General features: G+C 68.8%; 18 protein-coding genes, 1 tRNA gene and 1 pseudogene. 13 read left to right on the forward strand and 7 right to left on the reverse strand.

The window, feature by feature from the left end; translation table 11 throughout:
* The gene (locus E3T28_RS04455; protein ID WP_134428386.1) at positions 1–714 is read left to right on the forward strand and encodes a pyrimidine reductase family protein; all 714 of its coding nucleotides are present in this window, start codon (positions 1–3) and stop codon (positions 712–714) included.
* Positions 715–721: 7 nt separating this feature from the next.
* Here the strand turns inward: E3T28_RS04455 and E3T28_RS04460 are convergent, their stop codons facing one another.
* The 3 genes from E3T28_RS04460 to E3T28_RS04470 are packed head-to-tail and all read right to left on the reverse strand — an operon-like array spanning position 722 to position 4,572.
* A complete protein-coding gene (locus tag E3T28_RS04460) occupies positions 722–2,377 on the reverse strand; it encodes a DNA repair helicase XPB (protein ID WP_134428327.1) in 1,656 nt (551 codons plus the stop codon).
* Between the two features lie 39 nt (positions 2,378–2,416).
* Positions 2,417–4,294: a helicase-associated domain-containing protein gene (locus tag E3T28_RS04465; RefSeq protein ID WP_134428329.1), complete on the reverse strand. Its 1,878-nt coding sequence runs from the start codon at positions 4,292–4,294 to the stop codon at positions 2,417–2,419.
* A 2-nt stretch (positions 4,295–4,296) separates the two neighbouring features.
* Positions 4,297–4,572, reverse strand: coding sequence for a hypothetical protein (locus E3T28_RS04470; protein ID WP_134428331.1), 276 nt, complete (start codon positions 4,570–4,572; stop codon positions 4,297–4,299).
* Positions 4,573–4,665: 93 nt separating this feature from the next.
* Between E3T28_RS04470 and E3T28_RS04475 the strand changes: the two genes are divergently transcribed.
* Entirely contained in the window at positions 4,666–5,046 is a 381-nt protein-coding gene (locus E3T28_RS04475) for a cold-shock protein (protein ID WP_134428333.1), read from the forward strand.
* Positions 5,039–5,767 (forward strand): DUF3027 domain-containing protein, encoded by a 729-nt coding sequence (locus E3T28_RS04480; RefSeq protein WP_134428335.1) that lies wholly within the window; start codon positions 5,039–5,041, stop codon positions 5,765–5,767. Before E3T28_RS04475 ends, E3T28_RS04480 begins: the two co-directional genes overlap by 8 nt.
* Here the strand turns inward: E3T28_RS04480 and E3T28_RS17100 are convergent.
* A pseudogene (locus E3T28_RS17100) lies at positions 5,696–5,863 on the reverse strand (DUF2530 domain-containing protein); the annotation flags it as partial. The gene E3T28_RS04480 and the pseudogene E3T28_RS17100 overlap by 72 nt on opposite strands.
* Positions 5,864–5,871: 8 nt before the next feature.
* Positions 5,872–6,990: a phosphoserine transaminase gene (gene serC / locus E3T28_RS04485; protein WP_134428337.1), complete on the reverse strand. Its 1,119-nt coding sequence runs from the start codon at positions 6,988–6,990 to the stop codon at positions 5,872–5,874.
* 73 nt (positions 6,991–7,063) lie between these two features.
* On the opposite strand from serC, the gene E3T28_RS04490 reads away from it, so the two are divergent.
* The 9 genes from E3T28_RS04490 (at position 7,064) to E3T28_RS04530 (ending at position 18,986) form a co-directional block, all read left to right on the forward strand.
* Complete coding sequence (locus E3T28_RS04490; RefSeq protein WP_134428339.1) at positions 7,064–7,771, forward strand: iron-dependent transcriptional repressor DtxR; 708 nt, start codon at positions 7,064–7,066, stop codon at positions 7,769–7,771.
* 435 nt (positions 7,772–8,206) lie between these two features.
* Complete coding sequence (locus E3T28_RS04495) at positions 8,207–8,899, forward strand: C40 family peptidase (protein WP_134428341.1); 693 nt, start codon at positions 8,207–8,209, stop codon at positions 8,897–8,899.
* Between the two features lie 346 nt (positions 8,900–9,245).
* Positions 9,246–9,743 (forward strand): HNH endonuclease, encoded by a 498-nt coding sequence (locus E3T28_RS04500; RefSeq protein ID WP_134428343.1) that lies wholly within the window; start codon positions 9,246–9,248, stop codon positions 9,741–9,743.
* Positions 9,744–10,036: 293 nt separating this feature from the next.
* On the forward strand, positions 10,037–10,873 hold the full coding sequence (locus tag E3T28_RS04505; RefSeq protein WP_134428345.1) for a CHAP domain-containing protein: 837 nt from the start codon (positions 10,037–10,039) through the stop codon (positions 10,871–10,873).
* A gap of 150 nt (positions 10,874–11,023) precedes the next feature.
* Positions 11,024–11,098, forward strand: a tRNA-Arg gene (locus E3T28_RS04510).
* 260 nt (positions 11,099–11,358) lie between these two features.
* Complete coding sequence (locus tag E3T28_RS04515; RefSeq protein WP_134428347.1) at positions 11,359–12,435, forward strand: YihY/virulence factor BrkB family protein; 1,077 nt, start codon at positions 11,359–11,361, stop codon at positions 12,433–12,435.
* A gap of 212 nt (positions 12,436–12,647) precedes the next feature.
* The gene (locus E3T28_RS04520) at positions 12,648–13,505 is read left to right on the forward strand and encodes a Cof-type HAD-IIB family hydrolase (RefSeq protein WP_166786918.1); all 858 of its coding nucleotides are present in this window, start codon (positions 12,648–12,650) and stop codon (positions 13,503–13,505) included.
* A 121-nt stretch (positions 13,506–13,626) separates the two neighbouring features.
* Positions 13,627–17,559: a Pls/PosA family non-ribosomal peptide synthetase gene (locus tag E3T28_RS04525; protein ID WP_420898259.1), complete on the forward strand. Its 3,933-nt coding sequence runs from the start codon at positions 13,627–13,629 to the stop codon at positions 17,557–17,559.
* A gap of 8 nt (positions 17,560–17,567) precedes the next feature.
* Positions 17,568–18,986, forward strand: coding sequence for a M1 family metallopeptidase (locus tag E3T28_RS04530; RefSeq protein WP_134428351.1), 1,419 nt, complete (start codon positions 17,568–17,570; stop codon positions 18,984–18,986).
* Between the two features lie 46 nt (positions 18,987–19,032).
* Here E3T28_RS04530 and E3T28_RS04535 read toward each other — a convergent pair whose 3' ends face one another.
* Positions 19,033–19,794, reverse strand: coding sequence for a 4'-phosphopantetheinyl transferase family protein (locus E3T28_RS04535; RefSeq protein ID WP_134428352.1), 762 nt, complete (start codon positions 19,792–19,794; stop codon positions 19,033–19,035).
* Between the two features lie 135 nt (positions 19,795–19,929).
* Here E3T28_RS04535 and E3T28_RS04540 point away from each other — a divergent pair, with 135 nt between their 5' ends.
* Positions 19,930–20,946 (forward strand): magnesium and cobalt transport protein CorA, encoded by a 1,017-nt coding sequence (locus tag E3T28_RS04540; protein WP_134428354.1) that lies wholly within the window; start codon positions 19,930–19,932, stop codon positions 20,944–20,946.
* Here E3T28_RS04540 and E3T28_RS04545 read toward each other — a convergent pair.
* Positions 20,924–21,964, reverse strand: a complete 1,041-nt coding sequence (locus E3T28_RS04545) for an adenosine deaminase (RefSeq protein ID WP_134428356.1) — start codon at positions 21,962–21,964, stop codon at positions 20,924–20,926. The two genes, E3T28_RS04540 and E3T28_RS04545, sit on opposite strands and share 23 nt — an antisense overlap.
* Between the last annotated feature and the right edge of the window lie 33 nt (positions 21,965–21,997).

Here is a 21,997-nt window from a genome sequence, read left to right on the forward strand (position 1 = left end):
ATGCTGGATCGTGACGAGCTGATCATCCGTTACCGGGTGACCGACCGCACCGTGCCGCACCTGCGGGTCAATTTCATCGCGAGCCTCGACGGCGCCGCCACCCGCAAGGGCGTGAGCGGCGGGCTCGGGAATCCCGACGACAAGCTCGTTTTCGTCACCCTGCGGATGCTCTCCGACGTGATCGTGGTCGGCGCGGGCACGGTGCGCGCCGAGGGGTACGGTGGCATCCGCCTGGACGCTGCGGATGCCGAGTGGCGGGTGGGGCAGGGACTCCCGGCGCAGCTGCCGGTCGCCGTCGTGTCCTCGCGGCTGGACCTCGACCTGACCCATCCGCTGTTCGCGGATGCCGCCGTGCGGCCGCTGGTCGTGACTCACGCGGCGTCGCCGCCGCAGCGACGCGCGGAACTCGCCACGGTGGCGGACGTGCTGGTCTGCGGGGAGGACGCCGTGGACCCGCACCGGATGCGGGCCGAACTGGCCCGGCGGGGCCTCCGGCAGATGCTCTGCGAGGGCGGGCCGAACCTGTTCGGCGCGATGATCGAGGCTGACGGCGTCGATGAGCTGTGCCTGAGCGTCAGCCCCGTGCTCGAGGGAGGCCCGGCGGGGCGGATCTCCGCCGGCGCCGCGGCCGTCACCCGGGAGATGTCCCTGCTGCACGTGCTGACCGCCGGCGACATGCTCTTCCTGCGCTACGCCCGCCGGACGGCATCCTGACGCGTCCTCAGACGGCGACGGCCTGCGCGTCCAGGTTCTGCGAGTCGAGGATCGTGTAGGAGTAGCCCTGTTCGGCGAGGAAACGCTGGCGGTTCTGGGCGAAGTCCTGGTCGACGGTGTCGCGGGCCACGAGTGTGTAGAAGTTCGCGGAGAGACCGGACTCCTTCGGCCGCAACAGCCGGCCGAGGCGCTGGGCCTCCTCCTGGCGTGAGCCGAAGGAACCAGAGACTTGGATGGCGACGGTGGCCTCTGGCAGGTCGACCGAGAAATTCGCGACCTTCGACACCACGAGCAGATTCTCCTCGCCGACCCGGAAGGCCTGGTAGAGGCGCTCGCGTTCGTCGACGGGGGTCGCGCCGGTGAGCTTGGGGGCGTTCAGTGCCTCGGCGAGTTCGTCGATCTGGTCGAGGTACTGGCCGATCACAAGGATGCGTTCTCCGGGGTGCTTGGCCACCAGCCGCTTGACGACGTCGAGCTTCGCGGGTGCGGTCGCCGCCATCCGGTAGCGCTCGTCGTCGGCGGCGGCCGCATAGCTGAGCCGTTCGGACTGCGGCAGGTCGATGCGCACCTCGTAGCAGGAGGCCGGGGAGATGAAGCCCTGGGCCTCGATCTCCTTCCAGGGTGCGTCGAACCGCTTGGGCCCGATCAGGCTGAAGACGTCACCCTCGCGGCCGTCCTCGCGCACCAGGGTGGCGGTCAGGCCGAGGCGGCGCCGGGCCTGCAGCTCCGCGGTCAGCTTGAACACGGGGGCGGGCAGCAGGTGCACCTCGTCGTAGATGACGAGGCCCCAGTCCATGGCGTCGAGCAGCTCGAGGTGCGCGTATTCGCCCTTCCGCTTTGCGGTGAGGATCTGGTAGGTCGCGATCGTGACCGGCTTGACCTCCTTGACCTGCCCGGAGTACTCACCGATCTCGTCGGCGGTGAGGGTAGTGCGCTTGAGCAGCTCGTCGCGCCACTGCCGGGCAGAAACGGTATTGGTGACGAGGATGAGTGTGTTGGTCTTGGCTGTGGCCATGGCCCCGGCCCCGACCAGTGTCTTGCCGGCCCCGCAGGGCAGCACGACCACGCCGGAACCGCCGTCGAAGAAGCTGGAGACGGCCTTGTTCTGGTAATCGCGGAGCGCCCAGCCGTCTTCCTTGAGACCGATCGGATGCGGCGTTCCCGGCGTGTAGCCGGCGAGGTCCTCGGCCGGCCAGCCCAGTTTCACCAGTTCTTGCTTGAGTTGGCCGCGGGCCCACGGTTCAACCAGGAACGAGTCCGGCGACGGATGCCCGATCAGAAGGGGTGCGATTCGCCGGGCCCCGGCGATCTCGGTGAGCACGGCCTCGTCGTTGCTCTGCAAAATGAGTTGACCCTCGGCGTCGCGCTCGATGACGAGCCGGCCGTACCGGCCGACCGTCTCGGTGATGTCGACGCTGACAGTCTGCGGGATAGCGAACTTCGAGTACTTTTCGAGCGTGGCCAGCATGTTCGATGCGTCGTGCCCCGCGGCGCGGGCGTTCCACAGACCCAACCGGGTGATGCGGTAGGTGTGGATGTGCTCGGGGGCACGCTCCAGTTCGGCGAAGACGGCCAGGTCGTGGCGCGCATCCTCGGCAAGAGGGTGGGCGACTTCGAGCAAAACCGTACGGTCACTTTGGACGATCAGAGGGCCATCAGACATAGCCGTCAATCCTACGCCCGGTCAGCGTGAACGCACGCACTACGGTGCCGGCGTGATGCTGATGATGCTGGACAGCGGCAGGGTACGCTCGATGTCGGCGCGTCGGTCCCGGGCCCGGAAGCGCCCACCGCCCACACTGGCCGGCTCGAGCAGATAGTCGACCACCACGCCGCCGGGCATGGCGATGCTGACGACGACGGTCTGTTTCGCCTTGATCGCCGAGTCGAGCTGGCGGGCGAGCCAGGCATCCGCGGCCTGACCTTCACCGCCATCGGCGGCCCGCAGCTTCTCGACCAGGGCGACGGCGGGATCGGGGGCGTCCACGGGCAGGGCTCGGGCGCCGCTCTGGTGGCGGCGCAGATGCACGATTTCATGTGTCGCGTCCTCCGCGGCGACGGGGTAGCGCGCATCGCTGAGCGCCCAGAAAACCACGTCGGCGGGGAACCGGCTGGTCAGCCGGCTGCCCTCGGCGGGCACGAGACCGAGCGAGGCGAGCGTCTGGTCCACGGCGATGGTGCTCAACAGGGCCGCATCGTCGGATTGGACATAGGCCTGTGCCGGGGACTCCATCGGGTCGGTCGGCCCGACGCGCACGCGTCCATAGCGGGCGGCGGACTCCCGGATCAGGTAGTCGACGGGCTGTGGGATGCCGGTCAGGGATACGGTGCGCAGGAATTCGAGCAGTGACTCCGCGGTTTCGCCGGCCGCCAGGGCGCGGTTCACGGAGTTGGCGGTGATGCGGTAGCTCAGTGCCAGTTCGCGGCTCTCCACGTCGGCGAGCCCGCGCAGGCGGGTGTCGATCGAGGGGGCGAGCGGGCCGGGAGACACGATCGACAGGTCATTCTGCAGGTACACCGCGCCGCCGGTCGGTGGCAGTGATGCCGCCATGGTCGCGACGGCCGCCTCGAGGTCGCCGGCCAGCACCGCGGCACCGGCCGGGCTCGTGGTTTGGTGGGCGGTGATGCCGATCAGTTCCGCGTCCTCGGCGAACTCGGTGACCCGGTCGTCCATCCACTGGCCGCCGGCCGGGTAGAGCCAGGTCACGAAGCTGCGCAGCACGTCGCCCCAGGACACGCCGGGCCGGCGGGCGAGGATACCGCGCACATCCGGCGGCAGGGCCGCATGCCAGGCGTCGGCGAGGGTCGCCCAGCGGCGGGCGGTGCTCTCCAGCAACCAGGCCTCGCCGGTCTCGGTCTCGTTCCAGTAGCCGTCGGAGTGCACGATGAGCTCGGCTCGGGCCGCGGTCGCGACGAACGCGGGCACGGATTCGATGTCGACGCCCATCACGGCGGCGAGGCGTTTGGTGTCGGGCAGGCCGAGCCCGCCCCGGCTGAGTTCCCTGGCCGGTTCGCGGGCGAGCTCCGTGACCAGTTCGGCGATCGAGGACACCGCGGCGAAGGCGCGCTCCGCCGCCAGGCGGTCGGTGAACCGGGTGTCGGTCTTGTCGACGCTGGCCAGCGCGGCGGGTGCGGGCGTCGAGGCCAGCTCGAGTGCGGTCGGCAGGCCTTGGTCCGGCCAGGTCAGCAGCTGCGCGGCCACCGCCGGGTAGGGGCTGAAACGTCCGTCCGCCAGGCGTGCGAGCATGAGCGAATCCAGTTCGGCGGCTCGGCCGGCGACCTCGGCCACGTCGACGGGCGAACCCGCCAGCTCGGAGAGGCGCTCGGCGAGATTGAACAGCGACGGTGCGGCATCAGTGCCGACCTCCGCTCCCTGGCCGAACTCACCGGCGACGGCGAGGACGGCGAGGGTGGCCCGGTCGAGCCGTGCCAGCACCCGCTGGATCGCCTCCGGCTCGAGGAGAGCCTCGGCCAAGTCGAAGAAATCACGGATGCCGGTGGCCGAGACCGCGCGGATGTCGATCGTGCGACGCAACGTTGCGTCATCAAGCGCCCGAAGGCGCGAAGCGAGTGTGAGCATTGCTACTCCTTATTCTGTCGTGCCTCACGAGCGCGACGCATGCCGGACATCACCATGAGGACGATGATCAGCACGAATCCGAGAGGCAATCCAAACAGCGGCAAAGCAAGCACCGCCGGCCAGACCCCCTGGCCGAAACCGTTGTCCGCCCCGGCCCCGGCCGCCGTGCCGATAATCACGGCAAGAAACGCGAGGATGGACAGACCCACCACACCCGCAACCATGTAAGCAAGGATGCGTTCGAGCCGGCTGGCGGCGTGTGGAGTTTGATTGGTCACAGACTCAAGGATACGGGGCGGGAACCGGTCCGACCGAATAGGCTGGGTGTGGTTGGCGCGCATTCCGCGCGCCCGGAATCCAGCGAGGTCCAGATGCCCACCGGCAAGGTCAAGTTCTACGACGAGGAGAAGGGTTTCGGCTTCATCACCTCTGATGACGGACACGAGGTCTTTCTCCACGCTTCTGCACTGCCCGCCGGAGTCACGGTCAAGGCGGGGACGAAGCTCGAATTCGGCATCGCCGATGGCAAGCGGGGCGCCCAGGCGCTGTCCGTTCGCGTTCTCGAGGCTCCGCCGAGCATGGTCAAGCTCAGCCGCAAGCCGGCTGACGACATGGCAATCATCGTCGAGGACCTCGTGAAACTCCTCGACGGCATCGGATCGAGCCTGCGTCGCGGCCGCTACCCCGACAAGGCCCACAGCCACAAGATCGCGGCCATGCTGCGCAAGGTCGCAGAGGAACTCGATGCCTGAGGCCATCGCGGACGAGCGCCTTCTGGCCGCGGTCGACCAGGCGCGCACCGCCCTGTTGGAGATCACACCGGCCGACAGCATCGGCGAACCACTCGGCCACATTGTCGAGGGCGAGCATGTGCTCTCGCTGCTGTTCGACTGCAACCTGTCCGGGTACCCGGGCTGGCGCTGGACGGTGACCCTCGCCCGCGTGGACGAGGACGCCGAGGTGTCGGTTCTGGAAGCCGAGCTCACTCCGGGTGACGACGCGCTGATCGCACCCGAGTGGGTGCCGTGGTCTGACCGCCTGGCTGACTACCGTACGGCTCAACAGCTCGCCGCGGCCGTGGCCCTGGCTGAAGCGCTGGACGTTGACGACGATGCATCGGAGGACGACGAATCGGACGACGATGACGATGACGACGGCGACGATGACGACGACGACGACGACGATGACGACGATGACGATGACGATGACGATGACGATGACGACGACGATGACGACGACGACGACGACGACGACGACGACGATGACGACGACGAGTCGGACGACGACGAAGACCGCGGCGAGGACGTGCTCGACGGGATCGACTTCGGCGAGGGCCTACCGGCGCCGGAACTGCACCCAGGCGAGCCCGAGCAAGCCGAGGCCGAGGCCGATGATGGCAGTCCAGAGCCACCAGTTGACGCCCGCCGCGGCAAGTTCGCCCCGGAGGACGACCGCGAGCACGAGCGCCACTAACCAGCCGCCGGAGCCCGCAAGAAGAGCCTTGCGGGCATCCGTTCGGGCTGGCAGCGGATCTGGCCGACGCTCACTGTCTTTCAGCCAGAGCCGCATTTCGAGGCCTACTTGCCCAAGTTCTGCACCACGAACTCGATGGACCGCACGAGCTGTCGCACGTCAGTGGGTTCAATCGCGGTGAAGGTGGCGACCCGCAACTGGTTGCGGCCGAGCTTGCGGTAGGGCTCGGTGTCGGAGATCCCGTTGGTGCGCAGGATCGCTGCGATCGCTGCGGCATCGATCGCGTCGTCGAAGTCGATCGTTGCGACCACCTGTGAGCGGTGCTCCGGGTTGGCGACATATGGCGTCGCGTAGGACACGCTCTCGGCCCAGTCGTAGAGAACGGATGACGATTCGAGGGTGCGCGTGGACGCCCACGCCAGGCCGCCGTTCCCGTTGATCCAGTCGAGCTGGTTCTCGATTAGAAGGAGTGTGGCCACGGCCGGCGTGTTCAGGGTCTGATTGAGGCGCGAGTTGTCGATCGCATTCTTCAGGCTGAGGAACTCGGGGATGTAGCGGCCGCTCGCGGCGATCTGCTCGACGCGCTCGATCGCGGCGGGGGAGAAGAGGGCCATCCACAGCCCGCCGTCGGAGGCGAGGTTCTTCTGCGGGGCGAAGTAGTAGACATCCGCCTGGTCGGCCTCGTAGTCGATGCCGGCCGCCGCGCTCGTGGCGTCGATCACGGTCAGGGCTCCGGGGTCGGCGACCACGCGGGTGACCGGCGCCATGACTCCGGTCGAGGTCTCGTTCTGGGGCCAGGCGTAGACGTCGACACCCTCGGTCGCCACGAACTCGCTGCGCGAGCCGGCCTGGGCCGCTATCACATCGGGCGCTTCGAGGAAAGGGGCGGCCGCGGCCGCGGCGAACTTGCCGCCGAACTCGCCGAAGACGAGATTCTGACTGCGGCGGAGGATAAGGGAGAACGCGGCGGCGTCCCAGAACGCGGTGGACCCGCCATTGCCGATAATGACTTCATAACCGTCAGGGGCGCGGAGGAGGTCCGCGAGACCGGTGCGCACGCGCCCGACCAAATTCTTAACGGGTGCCTGACGATGGGAAGTACCCATCACGCTCACACCGAACTTCATTAGGTGTTCGAGCTGTTCCGTTCGGACCTTGGACGGGCCGCAGCCGAATCGTCCATCATCGGGCAGAAGTTCCGTGGGAATTATGAGGTTCGACATAGGGCGATTCTAATGGCCGCCCTGGCGGCGATAAGGTTGAGCAGAACGTACCGAGTCGAGAGGAAAGCTGGTCATGACGGATCTGATCGACACCACCGAAATGTACCTCCGCACGATTCTCGACCTCGAAGAGGAGAACATCGTTCCCCTGCGGGCGCGCATCTCCGAGCGCCTCGGGCACTCCGGTCCGACCGTGTCGCAGACCGTGGCCCGGATGGAACGGGACGGCCTGGTGGTCGTCTCGGGTGACCGTCACCTCGAGCTCACCGTTGACGGGCGCAGCAAGGCCGTGCACGTGATGCGGAAGCATCGCCTGGCGGAACGACTGCTGAGCGATGTCATCGGTCTCGAGTGGGAATTCGTGCACGACGAAGCATGCCGGTGGGAGCATGTGATGAGCGAGCGGGTCGAGCGCAAAATCCTGGAGATGCTCGGCCATCCGACCGAGTCGCCGTATGGCAACCCGATTCCAGGACTCGATGAGCTGGGCGATTCGCCGGCCGTCGCTTTCATGTCCGGGGTGACGAGCCTCGTCGATCTGGTCGCCGCGTCCGCGGGTCCGGTCACCGCCGTGGTGCGGCGTCTGGGCGAACCCGTGCAGGTCGACCCCGAACTTCTGGCCCAGCTGAAGAACTCTGGTGTGCTCCCCGGCAACTCGGGGGTTTTCTCCGCCGTGGGTTCCTATGTGCTCGTGCAGGTGCCGGGGTTCGAGGGCGGTCTCGAACTGCCCAACGAGGTCGCCGGCCACATCTTCGTCGCCACGCCGCTCTCCGCCGCGTAGCCGCCCTCCCGGCACGGCTCAGCCGTCGAAATTCGACCCTCGACACCGGATATTTTGTTACCAATCTGTTAGAAAAGTCGGTCTTCAGCGTGACAAGTAGTTGAACGTCACGTAACTTGGAGGCGTCCACAGGTCAAATTCCGGCCGACGGACACGGATCAAGACGCCTTTCTTTCCCGTCTCTTGCTTCGTTCCTCACACACGCGATGAGCGCAGTGGACGGGGCAACTACCTAGTGTTGTCGAGGCGCCGGAGGTAATTACTTTGGCCGAATTAGGTAAGAAACTGTTCCGTCGAGCCCCGAACTCGACATCCATCAGCACCGCTTCCAGAACCAACGATCACGAACATACTGAGCTCAGCCACTATCGAGCCGCCCGTGCTCGTCCCACCCCGAGGTCACGCCGCCGCGGCGCCGTGGCGAACATCGTCTTCATGACACTCGCCGGCGGCCTCGTCGCGACCATGGCCATTCCGGCCTATGCGTTCGCTCCGACGGAGGATGAGTACGCGTCCACGGCCTCGAACGAGCTGACCGAGTCGGGTGCGCAGACCGTGGAGGTCGCTGCCGCGGCCGATACCGTCAGCGTCTCGCGCGACGGGTTCACGGCCACCACTCCTGAGGAGCTGGCCGCGGCAGCGGCGGCCGCCGCTGCCGCGGTTGCCTCGGCCGAGGCGGCCGCCGCCGAGGAGCGCCGCCAGGAGGCCGCGGCGGCGATGACCTCCTACGCCGCGTCGTATTCCGGTCCGTCGTCGGCCGACTACCTGGCGGCACCAGCCCACTCGAGTTTCGACCTGGCATCCGTCTACGGCGTCGCCTCGGGTTACCAGGGTGTTCCGTATGTCTACGGCGGGGCCACCCCGGCCGGCTTCGACTGCTCCGGGTTCGTCATGTACGTCTACGCGCAGTTCGGCATCTCGCTGCCGCACTCGTCAACCGGGCAGGGCGCGGCCGGCACCCGCATCCCCGAATCGGAGGCTCAGCCGGGCGACCTCGTCATCATGGACGGCCACGACGGGTTCTACGCCGGCAACGGCAACATCCTGCATGCGCCGTACGAGGGGGCGTCCGTGCGCGTGCAGCCGATTTGGACCAGCTCGTACTACATCGTGCGGATCGGCGGCTGAGCCCGACCGATCCCCAGATGAATGTTTCGTAACACCTAGCACATTCGGCGTCCCGCTCTTAGCAGGGGCGCCGAATGTGGGTTAACCTATAGCTCTGATGTTCTGTGAGTCTTCGGGAGAGCCCATGCGCGAGCGGCGCACGATCCACACCATGGATGTGCGCTGCCGCTCCGCGTTGGGGCAGAGCAGTCGAGCAAACCTGAGTTGCGCGTGTCTGGGACACGGTGTGACCGGTAGGGCGTTGTCATTGTGACGGCGCTCTTTTTGTTTGCCTGTTCGCTCCTTCTTGCCGATTGTCGTAGTTCGAATGGCTGGAAGCCGTCCAGCCCTTTTCGAAAGGGAACGCATGCGCACACTGGTCCTCAATGCGGGATATGAGCCCCTCGCCGTGGTGTCTTTCAAACGAGCACTCGTGCTGGTGATGAATCACAAGGCAACGATCGTGCAGTCCGACCAGGGGCATCCGATCTACGCCGCCTCCGGTTCCTGGGAACGGCCGAGCGTCATCCTGCTCACGCGCTATGTGCGCATCCCGCGGTCCCGGGCCGTGCCGGTCAGCCGGCGGGGCGTGCTGCGTCGGGACGAGCACCGCTGCGGGTACTGCGGCAAGACGGCCAGCACGATCGACCACGTGCAGCCTCGGTCGCGAGGAGGGCGGGACACCTGGGACAACCTCGTGGCCTGCTGCCTGCGCTGCAACAACCTCAAGAGCGACCGCACGCCGGCCGAGATGGGCTGGAAACTCCTGTTCCACCCAGGGTTGCCGGTCGGTACGACCTGGGTGGTGCGCGGCGCCGAGCGACCGCTGCCGCAGTGGGACGAGTTCCTGGCTCCCGCGGCCTGAGTGAGAAATATAACGGAGATGTAACGCCAGAAAGTGACTTACTGGTCGCCGTCGCCTAAGATTGAAGGGCGCCGAACCCCGATCTTGGTGCGTTAGAGGATCATCTTTTGCCCCAATCCGGCCCACCCGGCACTTCTGGTTCGCCAGAGGCCCCGAATTCGGTTCCCACGCGCCGCGAACTGCGTGCGCAGCGCGAGGCGGCAGAGAACCCAGTCGACGTCACCGTGAACATTCCGGTGGGCGTGAACGCGTCGGCTGCCGTGCCCGTTCCGGTGGCGATTGTAGAAACTCCGATGTCGGATTCCGACCTGGCCTCCATCGTGACCCGGAGCAACCGGCTCAATCCGGTCGCGCCGCCGCGAGCGGTTCCGGCAGTCAGCCGCCCGGTGCCTCGGTCGCGCCGCCGGCGCCCGTTGAAGATCGCCGTAACCCTGCTGGCCATCCCCGGACTGTTCCTCACCGCCGGACTTCCGGCCTATGCGTTCGCCCCCGGCGCGGACGACACCGTCACCGCGACCGCGCGGGAAGTCGATGCGCAGGGTGTCACGGTGGCCAATGGCGCCGCAGCCATCACCGTGGCCCGCGACGGCTTCTCGGCGACCACCAGCGAGGAACTCGCCGAGCGGGATGCCGAGGCCAAGCGCGTGCTGGCTGCTCAGCAGTCCGCTGAGGCTGCTCGTTCGGCCGCATCGGACTTCGCCGTCTACAGCGTGCGCGCCAAGGGCGACGACTATCCCTGGTACGACCGCGCCACCGACACCCAGGGTGGCGGGCTGTCTCCGCTCGGCTACTATTACCGCGAATGTGTCGACTTCGTGGCGTGGCGGCTCAACCGCGACGCCGGCTCCACCGGCTCCCCGTGGACCTGGACCTGGAGCAAGCTCACCCCCGGCGGCGGCAACGCGAGCGCTTGGGCCAGCGCCTGGGCCGATCACGGCTGGGCCACCGGCGACACTCCCGTCGTCGGCGCCGTCGCCTGGTTCAATTACAACCACGTGGCCTATGTGCAGTCGGTCAACAGCGACGGTTCGGTCATCCTCGAGGAATACAACTGGAACAGCAGCCACGCCTACCACACGCGCACCGTGTCGGCCAGTGAGGTTCCACTCTTCTTGTACCCGCCGGCGTAGTCCCGTTCGGGTTCGCTCGGGGCGGGCGTCGCGGCGCACCCTGTGACAGGGGCGCACGTGCAAGAACGTGCGCAGCGCTCTGTAGCGTACGCCGGAAGAAGGCGGGATGCGCTGCGGTGTCGACGAGCAACCGCTAAACTCGTGGGGCCAGCCTCTGTAGCTCAACGGAAGAGCAGTTCCGTCCTAAGGAAACGGTTGGGGGTTCGAATCCCTCCAGGGGCACCACGAGTCAGCTGCCGATGGCGGCTGACCACCGCCTCGCCCTATCGTCGACATGTTGTTCGACGTGTTCTCCCGGGGCGACCGGCGTACCTACTTTAAGACGGGAAATTTCGCTTTTCGTCACGGAATCCGTGGGACTGGCGTGATCTGCTCGGTCGGCTTGAATTCCGTTCCGGAGTGAATGAAACTGATCGGATTCACTCAGCGGCGCCGCAATAGCTGCGCGCGCGAATTGACCGCTGGCGAAGCCGAGGAGAGCACCCATGTTCACAAACCGCACGCGCGAAAAGAGCGAGCGGGCACCGGCGCCCGACGACGCCCGCAAACCCGATTCGCTGGGCGAGATCGCCAAGCCGTCCTGGAAGTATGTGCTGCGCAAGACCCTGCGGGAGTTCACGGCCGATCAGTGCCCCGACCTCGCTGCTGCCCTCACCTACTACGCCGTGCTGTCGATCTTCCCCGCACTGATCGCCCTCGTCTCGCTCCTGGGAGTGTTCGGTCAGGGGGAGAACTCGACGAATGCGATCCTCTCACTCGTCGACGAGATAGCTCCGGGCGGCACGGTCGACACCCTGCGCGGCCCGATCGAGCAGTTCAGCTCGTCGGAGGCCGCGGGCGTCGCCCTCGTAGCGGGCATCCTGCTGGCACTGTGGTCGGCATCCGGGTATGTGGGCGCGTTCAGCCGGGCCATGAACCGCATTTACGAGATTGACGAGGGCCGGCCGTTCTGGAAGCTGCGCCCGATGCAGCTAGGCGTGACCGTGGTGTGCATTCTGCTCATCCTGGTGGCGCTCGTCGTTCTGATCGTGTCGGGTCCGGTCACCGACGCGCTCGGCAGCGCACTCGGGTTGGGGCCGGTGGTGCAGCTCGTCTGGTCCGTCATCAAGTGGCCCATCCTGGCGGTAGCCGCCGTACTGATCATCGCCATCCTGTATTACGCGACCCCCAACGCTCAGCAGCCCAAGTTCCGCTGGGTCAGCCTGGGCGCCCTACTCGCGCTTCTCGCCCTGGTGATCTCCTCGGTCCTGTTCGGCCTCTACGTCACCAATTTCTCCAGCTACGACCGCACGTATGGTTCCTTGGCCGGCATCGTGGTGTTCCTGCTGTGGCTGTGGATAGCCAACCTCGCCCTGCTTCTCGGCGCCGAATTCGATGCCGAGCTGGAACGGGGCCGTCAGCTGCAGGCGGGCATCGTCGCCGAAGAGGAGCTTCAGCTGCCGCCGCGGGACACCCGCAAGAGCGACAAGGCCGCCGTTAAGGACCGTGAGGACGTCACGCTCGGCCGACGTTTGCGGCTGAGCAGACGAACGCGTGACGACAGCAAGTCGAAGAGAAAATAGGCCGGCACTGTTGACCCGTGGCTCGGACGGTGTCAATCAGACGATCATCCGGGCCCTTTCAGGCTCGGCGACGGATCGGTCGGCCGGTTCGCCGAGGCCTTCCGGTCACGCGGTGCACGCCTCAGCGGCTAGCGTCGATGTATACGATCACATCGCTCCGGTCGTCTCCGATGATGCACACGTCCCGGAGACCACCTCGACTGGAGTGCCTCATGATTTCCCCCCGCATCGCGTTCGTCGACGTCGACGGAACCCTGATGGAGACCGGCTCGGCGATCGCGGAGTCGGCGATCGACGCGGTGCGCGCCGCACGGCGCAACCGGCACCTGGTGTACCTCAGCACCGGGCGGGCGTCGGTGGAGATCTACCCGGCGATCCGCGACATCGGATTCGACGGTGTCATCAGCTCCGGCGGCGGATTCGCCGAGATCGGCGATGAGCTTGTGATCGAACGCACCATGCCCGAAGCGGCCGTGGCCCGGATGATCGGCTTCTACGAGGAGTCCGGGTACGACTTCTACCTGCAGTCCTTCGACGAGCTGTACCCGAGCCCGGGCGTGCATGACCGCTTCGCGGAGTACTACGCCTCCGACGAGAAACGGAAGGTGGGAGCCGGGTCTGAGGGGGCATCCGTCACCGGCGCCGTCGCACACCCGGCACTGAAGGCCTTCGCCGATGTGCGCCCGTACAGTCTCGCGGGAATCGCGAAGTCGGTGTTCCTCGCCGGCGACCTCCGGGCGTACGATCGGGTGTCGGACGCGCTCAGCGGCGAATTCCATGTCATCACCGGCACCATCCCGCACATGGGTCACGGCAGCGGCGAGGTGACGCTGAGCGGCGTGAACAAGGGCTCCACGATCTTGCGGCTGCTTGACCGGCTCGGCCTCGACGCGGCATCCGCCCTCGGTATCGGGGACAGCAGCAACGACATCGAGATGCTGCAGGTCTGCGGGGTCGGCATCGCCATGGGCAACGCCACGGATGCCGTCAAGGCCCACGCCGACGAGGTCACCACCTCGGTACAGGCCGACGGCGTCTGGCACGCCTTCCGCCGGCACGGGTTGATCTGACCGACGGCATCCCCGGGGGGCGGCGGCATCGGGGTTCCCATAACCGGACACCTCTCCGTTACCTTCGGGTTCTAAACTGGTGGCGCGGTGGCTGGCACCGCGACCCGGACGAGGAGCCTCCGTGACCCTGACCCCGATTCAGCCCGGCCAGGCCGTGCTCGAGGCCGGACACCGCGCGGCGCCGGCCCGCACCCTTGTCGACATCCTGCTCGAGACGGCCGACCGGCATCCGGGCGCGCTCGCCCTCGAAGACGTCGACGGGGCGATCAACTACCGGGATCTGGTGCGCCTGGTCACCGAGCAGGCGGAACAGCTCAGTCACCGCGGGGTGCGCCGCGGCGACACCGTCGGCATTCGGATCCCGTCGGGAACCCGGGAGCTGTACCTGTCCATCCTGGCGACCCTCCTGGTCGGCGCCTCCTACGTGCCGGTCGACGCGGACGACCCCGAGGAACGCGCCCGGCTCGTCTTCGGCGAGGCCCGTGTCGTGGGTGTGATCGGGCCGCAGGGAGTGTTCGAGGTGCGCAGCGGCATCGACGCCGAGATGTTCGCCGAGCGGATGCTGGCGCCCGGCGACGACCTGGCCCTCGCCGGCACGGTCGGGGCCATGCCTGCTCCCGACGACGATGCCTGGGTGATCTTCACGTCCGGGTCCACCGGGGTGCCCAAGGGTGTGGCGGTAACCCACCGCTCCGCCGCCGCGTTCGTCGACGCGGAGGCCGACCTGTTCCTCCGGGCCGACCCGATCGGGCCCGCGGACCGGGTGCTGGCCGGCCTGTCCGTGGCCTTCGACGCCTCCTGCGAGGAGATGTGGCTGGCCTGGCGGAACGGCGCCTGCCTCGTCTCGGCGCCGCGCTCACTGGTGCGTTCGGGCGTCGACCTCGGCCCGTGGCTGATCCAGCACGGCGTGACCGTGGTGTCGACCGTGCCGACCCTCGCGGCCCTGTGGCCGGAGGAATCGCTGGAGCAGGTGCGGTTGCTGATCTTCGGCGGCGAGGCCTGCCCGCCCGAGCTCGCCGCCCGCCTCACCGTGCGCGGCCGGGAGGTCTGGAACACGTACGGCCCGACCGAGGCCACCGTCGTCGCCTGCGCCGCCCTGCTCGACGGCCGGGGGCCGGTGCGGATCGGGCTTCCCCTCGCCGGCTGGAACCTCGCCGTGGTGGATGCCGACGGCGTCCGGGTGGCCCCCGGCGAGACCGGGGAACTGATCATCGGCGGGGTCGGACTGGCCCGCTACCTCGACGCCGGCAAGGACGACGAGAAGTACGCCCCCCACACCAAGCTCGGCTGGCATCGCGCCTACCGCAGCGGCGACCTGGTGCGCTTCGAACCGGAGGGTCTCGTGTTCGTCGGCCGGGCCGACGACCAGGTCAAGCTCGGCGGTCGCCGCATCGAACTCGGCGAGGTCGAGGCTGCCCTGCGCGCGCTCCCGGGGGTGGCCGGAGCGGCCGCGGTCGTGCAGAGAACCCCGGCCGGCAACCAGATCCTGGTCGGCTACCTCTCCCAGGGCGAGGGGACCGTCTTCGATCGGACGGCTGCCAACATCCGTCTGCGGGAAGAGCTGCCGGCCGCGCTCGTGCCTCTGCTGCACGTCGTCGACGAGCTGCCCACGCGTACTTCCGGCAAGGTGGACCGCGGCGCCCTACCCTGGCCGCTTCCGGCCACGGGCGGTGAGCAGGCCGAGGCCTTCACGCCGACGGCGGCGTGGCTCGCCTCCGGCTGGGCCGCCATCCTCGGGGTGCCCGCCGGCGGCCCCGACGCCGACTTCTTCGCCCACGGCGGCGGGTCGCTCTCCGCGGCCCAGTTCGTGTCCACCGTCCGCGAGCGGTTCCCCGACACCCGCGTCTCCGACATCTACGACTACCCCCGGATCGGTTCCCTCGCCGACGAGCTCGACGGCCGCGCGCCCGCGGCGCCGAGCATCGTGCGGGAGGTTCTGCCGGTGCCCCGGCGCAGCCGCCTGGCCCTCACCCTGTTGGGCGTGCCGCTGCACGTGCTGGTCGGCGCACGCTGGCTGGTCTACCTCTCGGCGGCGAACAATCTGCTCGCCGGCTGGGCCGGTGCCTCCTTCGCCCCCACGATCTCCTGGTGGTGGGTGGCGCTCGGGTTCGTGCTCTTCGTCACCCCGCCCGGCAAGATGGCCATCTCCGTCGTCGCCGCCCGGCTGCTGCTTCGCGGAGTGGAACCGGGCGATTATCCGCGCGGGGGGTCGGTGCACCTGCGGCTCTGGCTCGCCGAGCAGGTCGCACTTCTCTCGGATGCCGTGAGCCTGGCCGGCGCTCCGTGGATCAGCTATTACGCCAGGGCCCTCGGCGCCCGCATCGGCACCGACGTCGACCTGCACTCCCTGCCGCCGGTCACCGGGATGCTGGACATCGGCGCGGGCGCGGCCATCGAACCCGAGACCGACCTGTCCGGCTACTGGATCGACGGCGACGTGCTGCGGATCGGGCCGGTTCGGATCGGCACGGGCGCCACGGTCGGCTCCCGCAGCGCCCTGCTCGGCGGCGCCGACATCGGGCGTGACGCCGTGATCGAGCCCGGCTCGGCCGTCTCCGGGCCGGTGCCGCCGGGCGAGCGCTGGGCCGGTTCCCCGGCTGCCCGAGTGGGCGCAGCCCGAGGCTCCTGGCCGGCCGAGCGCCCGCCGCGCGGGACCCGTTGGCTGGCCGCCTTCGCGACCGGGGCCATCGCCATGACCTCCCTGCCCGCGATCGCGGCGCTCGTCGGCGCGCTCATCGTCGGGGCGTCCATCGGCGACGCCGCCACGCTGGGCGACGCGCTGTGGCGCGCCGCCCCGGCCACCCCGCTCGCGGTCATCGCGGCCGGCCTGGTCTACGCGCTACTGGTGCTGGGTTCCGTGCGGCTGCTCGGCGTGGGCCTGCGGGAGGGGTACTACCCCGTTCGCAGCCGGATCGGCTGGCAGGTCTGGATGACGGAGCGCATCCTCGACGGCGCCCGCACACTGCTATTCCCGATCTACGCGAGCCTGCTCACCCCGATCTGGCTGCGCCTGCTCGGTGCGAAGGTGGGCGCCGGCGTGGAAGCATCCACCGTGCTGCTCATCCCCGCCCTGACGACCATCGCCCCGGCCGCATTCCTCGCCGACGACACCATGGTCGCGTGCTACGAACTCGGCGGCGGCTGGCTGCACATCGGGCCGGCCAAGATCGGTCGCCGGGCGTTCCTCGGCAACAGCGGCATCGCGGGCGCCGGCCGCACGGTGCCTCGCAACGGTCTCGTCGCGGTGCTCTCCTCCACGCCGCGCAAGGCGAAACGCGGGTCATCCTGGCTCGGGAACCCGCCCGAACGCCTCCGCCGCACCGTGACGGATGTCGACGAAGCCCGCACCTTCCACCCGCCGGCCCGGCTCGTCACCTGGCGGGCGCTGTGGGAGCTGCTCCGGATCGTGCCGGTCATCGTCACGGCCCTGATCGCGCTCGGTGTGCTCGGTGTGCTCGATGCGCTCTGGCTCACGGTCGGCCTGGGGTGGACGATCGCTCTCTCGGGTCTGGTGCTGCTGGCAGCCGGGGCCGTCGCCGCCCTGGTGACCACGGCCGCGAAATGGATACTGGTGGGCCGGATCGACGCCACCGAGCATCCGCTCTGGTCGTCGTTCATCTGGCGCAACGAGGTGTCGGACAGCTTCGTCGAGATGGTCGCCCGGCCCTGGTTCGCGGCGAAGGCGGCCGGCACACCGGCGCTCGCCGTGTGGTTGCGCACCCTCGGCGCGCATGTCGGGCGCGGCGTGTGGTGCGAGTCCTACTGGCTGCCGGAGGCGGACCTGGTGACCATCCAGGACGGTGCGACCGTGAACCGGGGCTGCGTCGTGCAGACGCACCTGTTCCACGACCGCATCATGCAGCTCGATCGGGTCACTCTGGCGTCGGGGGCCACGCTCGGCCCGCACAGTGTGATCCTGCCGGCCGCCGACATCGAGGAGGGCGCCACCGTTGGGCCTGCCTCGCTGGTGATGCGCGGGGAGCGGGTGCCGGCCGGATCGGTGTGGTCCGGCAACCCGATAGCGCCGTGGCGCAGCCCGCCATGGCAGACTTGAAGCCCACTATGTCTCGCACACCACCATCCTCAGGCCCCGCCGCGCGCCCGGCCAAGAGCCTCACCCCGCTGCCGCCCAAACCCGCGCTCGGCCCGGCCGGCACCCGCGGCGCGGCCGCCACCCACGGCTCCGCCACCGCGGGTGACCCCTACCTGCCGGGCAACGGTAACGGCGGCTACCTCGCCCTGCACTACGACCTCGACCTCGACTACCGGGTCTCGACCAACCAACTGCGGGCGACGGCGACCGTGCAGGCCCGGGCGTCGATGAGGCTGGACCGGTTCAGCCTCGATTTCGACGGCCTCACCGTGGACCGGGTCACCGTCGACGGGGTACGGGCGCTGAAGGTCACCCAGAGTGCGCGCAAGCTCACCATCACGGTGGCGGCGACGATCGAGGCCGGGGCGCCGTTCGAGGTGACCGTGCGGTATCGCGGCGCGCCGCATCCGTTGAAGAGCGTCTGGGGTGAGGTCGGCTGGGAGGAGCTCGACGACGGCGTGCTCGTGGCCGGCCAGCCCACCGGGGCAGGGTCGTGGTTCCCGTGCAACGACCACCCGAGCAACAAGGCCTCGTTCCGTATCCGGATCAGCTGCGAGGACCCCTACACGGTCGTGTCGAACGGCGCGCTGATCGCCCGCACGACCCGGTCGGGCCTCACGAGCTGGACCTACGAGGTGAGGGAGCCGATGGCCACCTACCTCGCCACGGTGCTGATCGGCCGGTACCGGCGCACCGACGCCGCCGCCGCCCCGGTGGCTCAGCGCATCTTCTATCCGGCGAACCTCGCCCGCGAGGTGGCGGTGGACTTCGCCCGCCTCCCGGAGATGATCTCCCTCTTCGCCGACCTCTTCGGGCCCTATCCGCTCGGCTCCTACGCGGTCGTGGTCACCGACGACGAGCTGGAGATCCCGCTCGAGGCCCACGGCCTGGCCATCTTCGGCCGCAACCACGTCGACGGTGCGCACGGCAGCGACCGGCTGATCGCCCACGAACTCGCCCATCAGTGGTTCGGCAACAGCCTGACCGTGGTGCGGTGGCAGGACATCTGGCTGCACGAGGGGTTCGCCTGCTACGCCGAGTGGCTGTGGGCGGAGGCCGGCGGGGGACCGTCCGCCGATACGAGCGCCGCCGTGCACCGGGCGGAGATCGAGGCCCTGCCGCGCGACATCGTCGTCGGCGAACCCGGGCCGCGGGACATGTTCGACGACCGGGTCTACAAGCGCGGCGCCCTGGCCCTGCATGCGGTGCGGCGGTCGCTCGGCGACGAGGCCTTCTTCGGCGCGGTGCGTGCCTACACGCATGCCCGATTACACGGTTCCATCACCCCAGGGGACCTCGTCGAGTTCTTCTCCGTGCACACCGGCAGCGGTGAAGTCCGTCGGATCATCGACCGTTGGATCTACCGGAGCGCCCTGCCCAAGCTCTAGCCGGGTTCGTTCAGGCGGGAGTCACGTCAGGACGGGACTGACGCCGCTAGGCGCGCCTGGACGGTTGCCGACGGATGTCCGCAGCCGGCACCACGCGCACGGTCGGCCCGTCGGCGGAGAGCGTGCCCGCTGCGGGCGTGCCCTCGGCGAGCACGGCCACCGTGCCGACGAGCCCCGGGCCCGGGGCGAACCCGTGGAGCCGGATCGCATCGACCGGGACGCGTGCCCCCCGCCAGGCGTGGAGGCGCGGCGAGCCTCCGCAGCCCCCGCCCGGCAGCGAGACGGTGAGGTCGCGCGGGTCCACCCGGAGACCGTCTCCCGTGCACTTCAGCGCCGCCTCTTTCGCGGTCCACAACCGGGCCCGCACCCCGGCGGCGTCCTCCGACGCCGTCTCGGCCAGCGCGGCGTGCTCGGCCGGCCCGAACGCGACCTCGTCGAATCCGCCCCGGGAGGTGGCATCGACGCTCTCGATGTCGACCCCGACCGGGCCGATCAACGTCAGGGCCAACGCGACCGACCCGCCGGCGCGGCTGAGACTGACGTGCAGCGGCCCGCAGGCAGGGGGAGAACCGGCAGCGGCCAAGCGGGCAGTGGATGAGCCGGACCGCCCGCCGGGTGACACCGCCACGAGCGGGCGGCCGTGGTCCTGGCCGCCGCAGTGCGGGCAGAACCGCGCGATGCGCACCGAGCGTGGATCCAGGCCGAGCACCCAGGAAGCTGCAATGGCCAGGAAAAGGCGGTCGGCGGCATCCGTGGCCCCGCGGGGAGCGACGACGACGAAGACGTCGCCGGCTCGCTCAGGATTCACGCCCCCAACCTATCGCCCACCGCCGGGTACGGTCAGTCGCCGGCGCCGGCGCCGGCGCCGGCCACGGCCCCGGCCACGGTCAGCGTGCGGCGCGCCCGGTGCGACACTGGTAGCTGCTGATTAAGGAGAGCGCGCGTGGCACTGATCGACAACGCTGTATATGTGGGCGGCCGCCGGGCCGCGAACCCGAAGACACTCGACGAGACCTACGAGGTGATGAAGGCCCACCACGGCTTCGCCTGGATCGGGATGTACCGGCCCTCACCCGACGAGGTGCGCTCGGTCGCGGCCGAATTCAGCCTGCACCACCTCTCGGTCGAGGACGCGCTGAAGGGCCACCAGCGGGCGAAGCTGGAGCGCTTCGACGACATCCTCTTCGTGGTGTTGCGCCCGGCCCGTTACCTCGACCAGGAGGAACGCGTCGAGTTCGGCGAGCTGCACGTCTTCGTGGGCCCGGACTTCGTGGCCACCATCCGCCACGCCGAGTCACCCGACCTCGCGCGGGTGCGCGAGCGCATGGAGAAGACACCTGAGCTGCTCGCCCTCGGGCCGGAGGCCGTGCTCTACGCCATCCTCGACCAGATCGTCGACGAGTACGGGCCGGTCGTCGCCGGTCTGGAGAACGACATCGACGAGATCGAGGACCAGCTCTTCGACGGCGATCAGGCCGTCGCCCGGCGCATCTACGCCCTCTCCCGGGAGGTGATCGAGTTCCAGCGCGCGACGCAGCCGCTGGTGGGCATGCTGGAGTCGCTGCAGAAGGGCTCCGCCACCTACAACGTGCCCGCGGAACTCAGCCACCACTTGCGAGACGTGCTCGACCACACCCTGCGCGTCGTCGAGCGCGGCGACGCGTTCCGTCAGCTCCTCGAGAACGCCCTCACCGTGCACAGCACCCTCGTGACCCAGCGCCAGAACGAGGAGACGCGGCGGCTGACCGAGACCAGCCTCGCCCAGAGCGAAGAGGTCAAGAAGATTTCCAGCTGGGCGGCGATCCTCTTCGCGCCCACCCTCGTGGGCACCATCTACGGCATGAACTTCACCCACATGCCGGAGCTGACCTGGGTGTTCGGCTACCCGTTCGCCCTCAGCCTGATGCTGGTGATGGGCGTCGGCCTTTACGGCGTCTTCAGGAAGAACGGATGGCTGTAGCCGGTGGTGTAGCCGGTCCCGCCGCCGCCGGCTGGGCGGACAGCCAGGCATCGACCTCGGCAGCGAGAGAAGCCTTCTCCGCGTCGGTCAGGAACGACGCCTCGATCCCGTTCCGGGCGAGCAGGGCCAGCCGGTCCGGCCCCAGGCTGAACTCGGCATCGAGCGCGGCCAGATTGTCGTCGATGTAGCCGCCGAAGTATGCCGGGTCGTCGGAGTTGACGCAGGCGAGCAGCCCGCGGTCGAGCATCCGCACGATCGGGTGGTCGGCGAGGGTGTCGATCACGCGCAGCCGCACATTCGAGAACGGGCAGACCGTGAGCGGGATGCGATCCCGCACGAGCCGGTCGAGCAGCACCTCGTCTTCCAAGCTGCGGATGCCGTGGTCGATGCGCTCCACCCCGAGCAGGTCGAGGGCCTGCCAGACGTAGTCCGGCGGCCCCTCCTCGCCCGCGTGCGCCACCAGGCGTAGACCGTGTGCGCGGGCCAGGGCGAAGACCTCGGTGAAGAGTTCCGGGGGATAGCCGACCTCGGCCGAGTCCAGCCCGATGCCGTCGATCGGCACTCCGTCGGCGAGGATCTCCCGCAGTATGTGCAGGGCCTCGGTGGCCGGACGGTCGCGGAGGAACGTCACGATCAGCTTCGTGCTGATGCCCCAGTGCTCGACCGAGGTGTCCAGGGCGTCGCGTACCCCCGCCAGGGCGGTCTTCAGCGGGACGCCCCGACTCGTGTGCGCCTGCGGGTCGAAGAAGATCTCGGCGTGCCGCACCCCGGCGGCGCGGGCGCGGGCCAGGTAGGCGCGGGTCAGGTCGGTGAAGTCGACCCGTTCGCGCAGCACGTCCAGGGCACGGTAGTAGAGGTTCAGGAACGACTGCAGGTCGGTGAAGTCGTACTGGGCGCGCAGTTCCGCCAGCGAAGCCCAGGGCAGGGTCACCGCATTGCGCGCGGCCAGCTCGAAGAGCAGTTCGGGTTCGAGGGTTCCCTCGATGTGCAGATGGAGTTCGACGAGGGGGAGTTTCATTGCACCATTCTCGCCGAGGCAACCCGAATCGGT

Origin of the sequence: Cryobacterium sinapicolor (genome assembly GCF_004403465.1) — a bacterium.
GTDB classification, from domain to species: Bacteria; Actinomycetota; Actinomycetes; order Actinomycetales; family Microbacteriaceae; genus Cryobacterium; species Cryobacterium sinapicolor.